This is a genomic window from Nesterenkonia sp. PF2B19 (assembly GCF_001758425.2).
Classification (GTDB): domain Bacteria; phylum Actinomycetota; class Actinomycetes; order Actinomycetales; family Micrococcaceae; genus Nesterenkonia; species Nesterenkonia aethiopica.
On record NZ_MDSS02000100.1, the window covers coordinates 1 to 5550 of the forward strand.

Here is a 5550-nt window from a genome sequence, read left to right on the forward strand (position 1 = left end):
GAGTCACCCCACATGCTTTCAAAGCATGTGCAGGCCCCTACATCCCCGCTATATCAACGATCCCCGGCCGCGCTGTACACACATTTTGGCCTATAACCCGCAGCTGTCTTCAGGGTCCGTCCTGAGGATGATGACGGCGCCGATGCCGGCCGCGTAGCGTCGAAGCCATGACGACCCACGCGCCGACCAGGACCTCGTCCAGGACCTCATCCCCGCTGCTGGAGATCTGCCGCAGTCCGGCGGGCCAAGGAGTGCTCACTGGAGTGAGCGGACTCGTGCCCGTCCGTCGCTATCCACGCTGGCTGCGTGGCACGCTCGTCTGGGCCCCGACCCTGCTCGTCGCCGCCGCCGGATTCGCCCCCGATCGGGTCCAGCAGGCCGCCCCGCGCCGCCGGCGTGGACCTGGATCAGGAGACCGGGGACTCCGCTGATGAACCCGCTGGTGACCCCATTGAAGACGGGGGTGACGAGGGTTCGGGCGAAGGCGCCGCGCCCCTGCCGGCTCGTCTGGGCCTCGGCCTCCTCTGTGGGGCCGCCACCTACGGTGTCATGCGGATCAGCCTGTGGTCCGACACGGCCCTCGAGTCGGCTCTGCGAAAGGCTCACGTCCCCGCTCCTCGCCTGGTCATGGCCGCAGCCGGCGGCGTGGCCGCCTGGGGTCTGGCGGAGCGGGAACGGCGTCAGGCAGGCGCCGCCTGAGGCGACCGGCGGTCCACTGCGGAGGGGCACACCGCCTCACGTCGGGCCCCTCGCCCTGGTGCTGAGCGGGCCGATTCCCTGAGACACGGGTCTGTCGCCTAACGTTTCCGTACAGGGAAGGAACGCGCCCCGTGATCCGGGGCGCCCTCACCACCACCGATCTGCGGCCGCCCACAAGGCGCGCCGCCCCTCACGGAAGGCGAACCCCATGCCCGACACCCGGTCCACCCCGAACGTCCCCACACCGCCCGGCTACACGATCGGGGACTACCTGCTCGACCGTCTCGCCGAACTGGGCCTCACCGAGCTCTTCGGCGTCCCCGGCGACTTCAACCTCAGGTTCCTCGACCACGTGGTCGCCCACGAGACCATCCGCTGGGTGGGCTCCGCCAATGAGCTCAACGCCGGCTACACCGCCGACGGCTACGCCCGCATCCGCGGCATCGGCGCCTTCCTGACCACCTACGGGGTCGGCGAGCTCTCCGCCATCAACGCCCTGGCCGGGTCCTACGCGGAGTCCGTGCCGGTGGTCCAGATCGTCGGCGCCCCGCCCAAGGAGACCCAGGCCTCGGGCCGGAAGATCCACCACTCGCTGGGTGACGGCGACTTCAAGCACTTCCTCCGCATGGCCGAGGAGGTGACCTGCGCGCACGCGGACCTCGACGCCGCCACCGCCACCTGGGAGATCGACCGGGTGCTGCGCGACGTCGTCTTCCGCCGCCGCCCCGGCTACCTCATGCTGGCCGCCGACGTCGCCGAGGTCCCTGCCTTTCCGCCCACCGAACCGCTGACCACCGACCTGCCGGTGACCACGCCCGGGGCGGAGGCTGCCTTCGAGGAGGCCCTGCGTCGGTTCCTGCCCGGTCGCCGCACCGCCGTGCTCGCTGACCTGCTGGTCCACCGCCTCGGCGCCACCGAGGAGCTCGCCAGCTTCCTGGGGGACACCGACCTGCCCTTCGCCACGCTGGCCTGGGGCAAGACCCTGGTGGACGAGTCGGATGAGAACTTCGTGGGCATCTACGCCGGCGCTGCCTCCCAGGACCGTGTCCGCGACGTCATCGAAGGTGCCGAAGCGCTGATCACCCTCGGCGTGGAGTACACCGACAACACCACTGCCGGGTTCTCCATGGACCTGGACCCCGCCCGGATGATCGACGTCACCCGCTTCGCGCCCGCGTCGGTGACGAGCTGTTCACCCCCATCTCCCTGGAGCGGGCGCTCGCCGTGGTGCACCGGGTGGTGGCCGACCTCGACGACGTCGTCCCCATGCCCGCCGCGCAGGCGCCCGAGCCGGAGGCCCCGCGCCACCCGGCCGAGGGCCCGCTCACCCAGAACGGAATGTGGGAGATCCTGGCCTCCCAGCTGGAGTCGGAGAACATCGTGGCCGCCGACCAGGGCACCAGCTACTTCGGCATGGCCACCCACCGGTTCCCGGCGAAGTCCACCTTCATCGGCCAGCCCATGTGGGGCTCCATCGGGTACACCCTGCCTGCCATCCTCGGGGCAGGCCTGGCCGACCGCAGCCGCCGGCCCATGCTCCTGATCGGCGACGGCTCCGCCCAGCTGACCATCCAGGAGATGGGCGTGATCATCCGGGAGAAGCTGCCGGCTGTGATCGTGCTGGTCAACAACGACGGCTACACCGTGGAGCGCGCCATCCACGGCCCCGATGAGGTCTACAACGACATCGCCCCCTGGCGGTGGGAGCTGGTGCCGCAGCTCTTCGGCGCCGCGGAGGAGGACCACCTCTTCCGCAGGGCCACCACCGAGGCCGAGCTGCTGCAGGCCTGCCAGGACGCCATGGAGAACCGCGACAAGCTGGTGTTCATCGAGGCCGTGACGCACCGTGACGACATCCCGCAGCTGCTGGAGGACGTGGCCAACGCCCTGAAGCGCTGACTCTGGCCCGCCATGATGCCCGGTCCGGGTGCAGTTTTCTGCACCAGGACCGGGCAGCTGCCCGGCTCGCCGTCCCCGCCCAGGCCGCTTAGGCTCGAAGATGATGACGACGACACCGCAGCCCCAGGCCAGCGCGGCGCCCGACGACGGCGTCCGGCTCAGCCTGCGGGCTCGGCTGGAGCGGATGGTCACGGAGCTGATCTCCCTGACCACCGGGTGGCTGGTCTGGATGCTGCCGATGACGGTGTTCCTGCTGCTGTGGCGGTCCCTGGCCTCCAGCCCCGGAGCGGCCGACCCCGGCCTCCTGGGCGGCATCGACTGGCGGCCCCTGGCGGCTCGCGTAGTGGCCACCGTCACGGTCATGGTCGTGGCCCTCCCGGCGGCGGCGCGCATCGCGGATCAGCTCCAGGTCTCTCGAGCCACCCACCTGCTGGGGGAGACGCTGAATCCGCCGCCGACCCCAGACGGTCTGCCCTGGTGGCGCTGCCTGATCATCCGGAAGAACGACCGGACCAAGCCGGGCATGCTCGGCCGGTCCCTGGGCGGTGCCGTCGTCTCCAGCCTGCTGGCCGTCGTCGCGGTGCTCTCCACGGTGACGGCGACGGTGCTCCTGCTTCTGGCCCTCACCGGGGACCGGCTGCTCTCGCGCTCCACCCTCTTCGGCGATATGGCCGGCCTGCTGCTCGGACTGCTGGCCGCGGCCACGCTGATCGCCTCCCCGTGGATCATCCATGGCCTGAGCGAGCTGGATCGGCGCCTGCTGCGCACCTTCTACGGCACCGACGAGGCCGCCCAGCTGCAGGCCCGCATCCGACGTGCCGATCAGGCACGCTCCGACGCAGTGGACGCCGCCGATGCCGAACGACGCCGGATCGAACGCAACCTCCACGACGGCGCCCAGCAGCGGCTGACCGCGCTCGCCGTGGACCTGGGCCTCTCTCGCCGCATCCATGCCGAAGACCCCGAGGAGCTGCGCGAGACGCTCGTCCGCGCCCAGGGCGAGGTGACCTCGGCCCTGCAGGAGATCCGGGATCTGGTGCGCGGGCTGCACCCGGCGGTGCTGGAGGACCGCGGGCTCGACGCCGCCGTCTCCGGCTGGCCGATCGCGCGCCCTTCCCCGTCGCCGTGGAGGTCGACGTCGCTCCGCGCCCGGCCGTGAGCGTCGAGGCCGTGGCGTACTTCGTCGTGGCCGAGGCCCTGAACAACGCGATGCGCCACGCCGCAGCGGGCCGGGGGCAGATCACCATCCTCCGTGAGGGGGACGAGCTGCGGGTCGCAGTCGAAGACGACGGCGCCGGGGGTGCGGATCCGGAGTCCGGCACAGGGCTGACCGGGCTGCGCCGCCGCGTCAATGCGGTCAACGGACGACTGGAGATCCGCAGTCCTCAGGGCGGCGGAACCACGGTGACGGCGGTGCTGCCATGCGGGTGATCATCGCGGAGGACTCGGTGCTGCTGCGGGAAGGGCTGGTGCGCCTGCTGACCCACGACGGCATCGACGTCGCGGCCGCCGTCGGGGACGCCCACGCCCTGCTGGAAGCCGTGGCCGCGCACCGGCCCGATCTGGTGATCGTGGATGTGCGCATGCCGCCCACCCACACCGATGAAGGCATCCGGGCCGCTCTGCAGCTGCGCCGGGAGGACCCCGCTCTGGCGGTGGTGGTGCTGTCCCAGTACGTGGAGGAGCGCTATGCGGTGGATCTGCTCACCGGGGAGACCCGCGGCGTCGCCTACCTGCTGAAGGACCGGGTGGCCGACGTCGACGAGTTCCTGCGGACGGTGCACACCGTGGCCGACGGCGGCACGATCCTGGACCCGGAGGTGGTCTCCCAGCTGCTGACCCGCCGGGCCGGGCGCGACGGCATCGACCTGCTGACCCGCCGTGAACGGGAGGTGCTCGGACTCATGGCCGAGGGGCGCTCCAACGCCGGGATCGCCGCCACGCTGCACCTGAGCGACTCGGCGGTGTCCAAGCACATCAACGCCATCTTCTCCACGCTGGACATCCCGCCGGCGAGCACTGACAACCGACGGGTCCTGGCTGTGCTGACGTACCTGTCCTCCGGCGCGGAGAGCGGACCCTCATGAGCTCGACGACCGACCGGCCATGGCCGCGCAGGCTGTGGGGCGGGATCGGCGCGGTCCTCACCGCGGTGGTGCTGGCCGCCTGTGTGAACCCGTCTCTGGCGGCGATCCTCCAGATGACCTGGCTGGCCGGCGGCCGCGAGCCGGAGCAGATCCAACGCACTCTCGGTGATCCGCAGGATGCGATCTGGTACACCGGCGAGGCGCTGCAGATGACGTTCTCCGGGCAGGACCGTGACGGCATGGAGCTGACAGAGAACCTCTACCGGGTGCCCGGAGACCCTTTCACCGAGGTCACCCAGCTCGACGGCGCCACCGCGGTGACGACACGCTGCGGACAGGACTGCGGGACCCTTGCCGATCAGGAACTCCTGCTGCCCCGTGGGTCGAACCTCCACGTCGCTTCTGCCGACGGCATGTACTACAGCGTCCAGGGCGACGTCGACGTCCGAACGTTCCGCGCCGACGTCTCGGGAAGCTCCCTCAGCGGAGAGGAGATCTCCGTGCGTGCCGGGGAGGGGGAGGTGGATCTGACCCACACCGCACTGCCGGCGTCCCTGGAGGTCCGCACCGGTCGCGGGGACATCAGCATCACCCTGCCGGCCCAGGAGGATCCGCGGCGGTGCACGGTGGAGACCGAGGCGTCAGGGGAGGTCGACGTCGACCTCGGAGAGGGCGCAGCCGACCGGGAGGATGACGCCGAGGTGTCCTGCCGGATCGCCCTGCACACCGGAGACGGCGACATCACCGTCACCAGCGCGCCGCCGACGCCGTGGGAGCGGGACTGACCACGGCTCGGAGCCCCGGAGCCTGCGCACGACGACGACGGCGGGCCCGGTGTCCGCAGAGCCGAGCTCCGCGGCGCCGG

Annotated in this window: 7 protein-coding genes; all 7 read left to right on the forward strand. The window is 71.2% G+C overall.

Going from position 1 to position 5550, the window contains the following annotated elements; translation table 11 throughout:
- The first annotated feature begins 396 nt into the window (after positions 1–396).
- A complete protein-coding gene (locus tag BCY76_RS16820; RefSeq protein ID WP_070158970.1) occupies positions 397–699 on the forward strand; it encodes a hypothetical protein in 303 nt (100 codons plus the stop codon).
- 208 nt (positions 700–907) lie between these two features.
- A complete protein-coding gene (locus tag BCY76_RS16825; protein ID WP_237090249.1) occupies positions 908–2242 on the forward strand; it encodes a thiamine pyrophosphate-binding protein in 1335 nt (444 codons plus the stop codon).
- Entirely contained in the window at positions 2149–2598 is a 450-nt protein-coding gene (locus BCY76_RS19715; RefSeq protein WP_237090250.1) for a thiamine pyrophosphate-dependent enzyme, read from the forward strand. The genes BCY76_RS16825 and BCY76_RS19715 overlap by 94 nt, the downstream gene beginning before the upstream one ends.
- A gap of 103 nt (positions 2599–2701) precedes the next feature.
- Positions 2702–3757: a sensor histidine kinase gene (locus tag BCY76_RS16830; RefSeq protein ID WP_170922743.1), complete on the forward strand. Its 1056-nt coding sequence runs from the start codon at positions 2702–2704 to the stop codon at positions 3755–3757.
- Positions 3754–4029, forward strand: a complete 276-nt coding sequence (locus tag BCY76_RS16835; protein WP_139827867.1) for a sensor histidine kinase — start codon at positions 3754–3756, stop codon at positions 4027–4029. Before BCY76_RS16830 ends, BCY76_RS16835 begins: the two co-directional genes overlap by 4 nt.
- Positions 4020–4685, forward strand: a complete 666-nt coding sequence (locus tag BCY76_RS16840) for a response regulator transcription factor (protein WP_070158972.1) — start codon at positions 4020–4022, stop codon at positions 4683–4685. Before BCY76_RS16835 ends, BCY76_RS16840 begins: the two co-directional genes overlap by 10 nt.
- Positions 4682–5470, forward strand: coding sequence for a DUF4097 family beta strand repeat-containing protein (locus BCY76_RS16845; RefSeq protein WP_070158973.1), 789 nt, complete (start codon positions 4682–4684; stop codon positions 5468–5470). The genes BCY76_RS16840 and BCY76_RS16845 overlap by 4 nt, the downstream gene beginning before the upstream one ends.
- Positions 5471–5550: the final 80 nt, after the last annotated feature.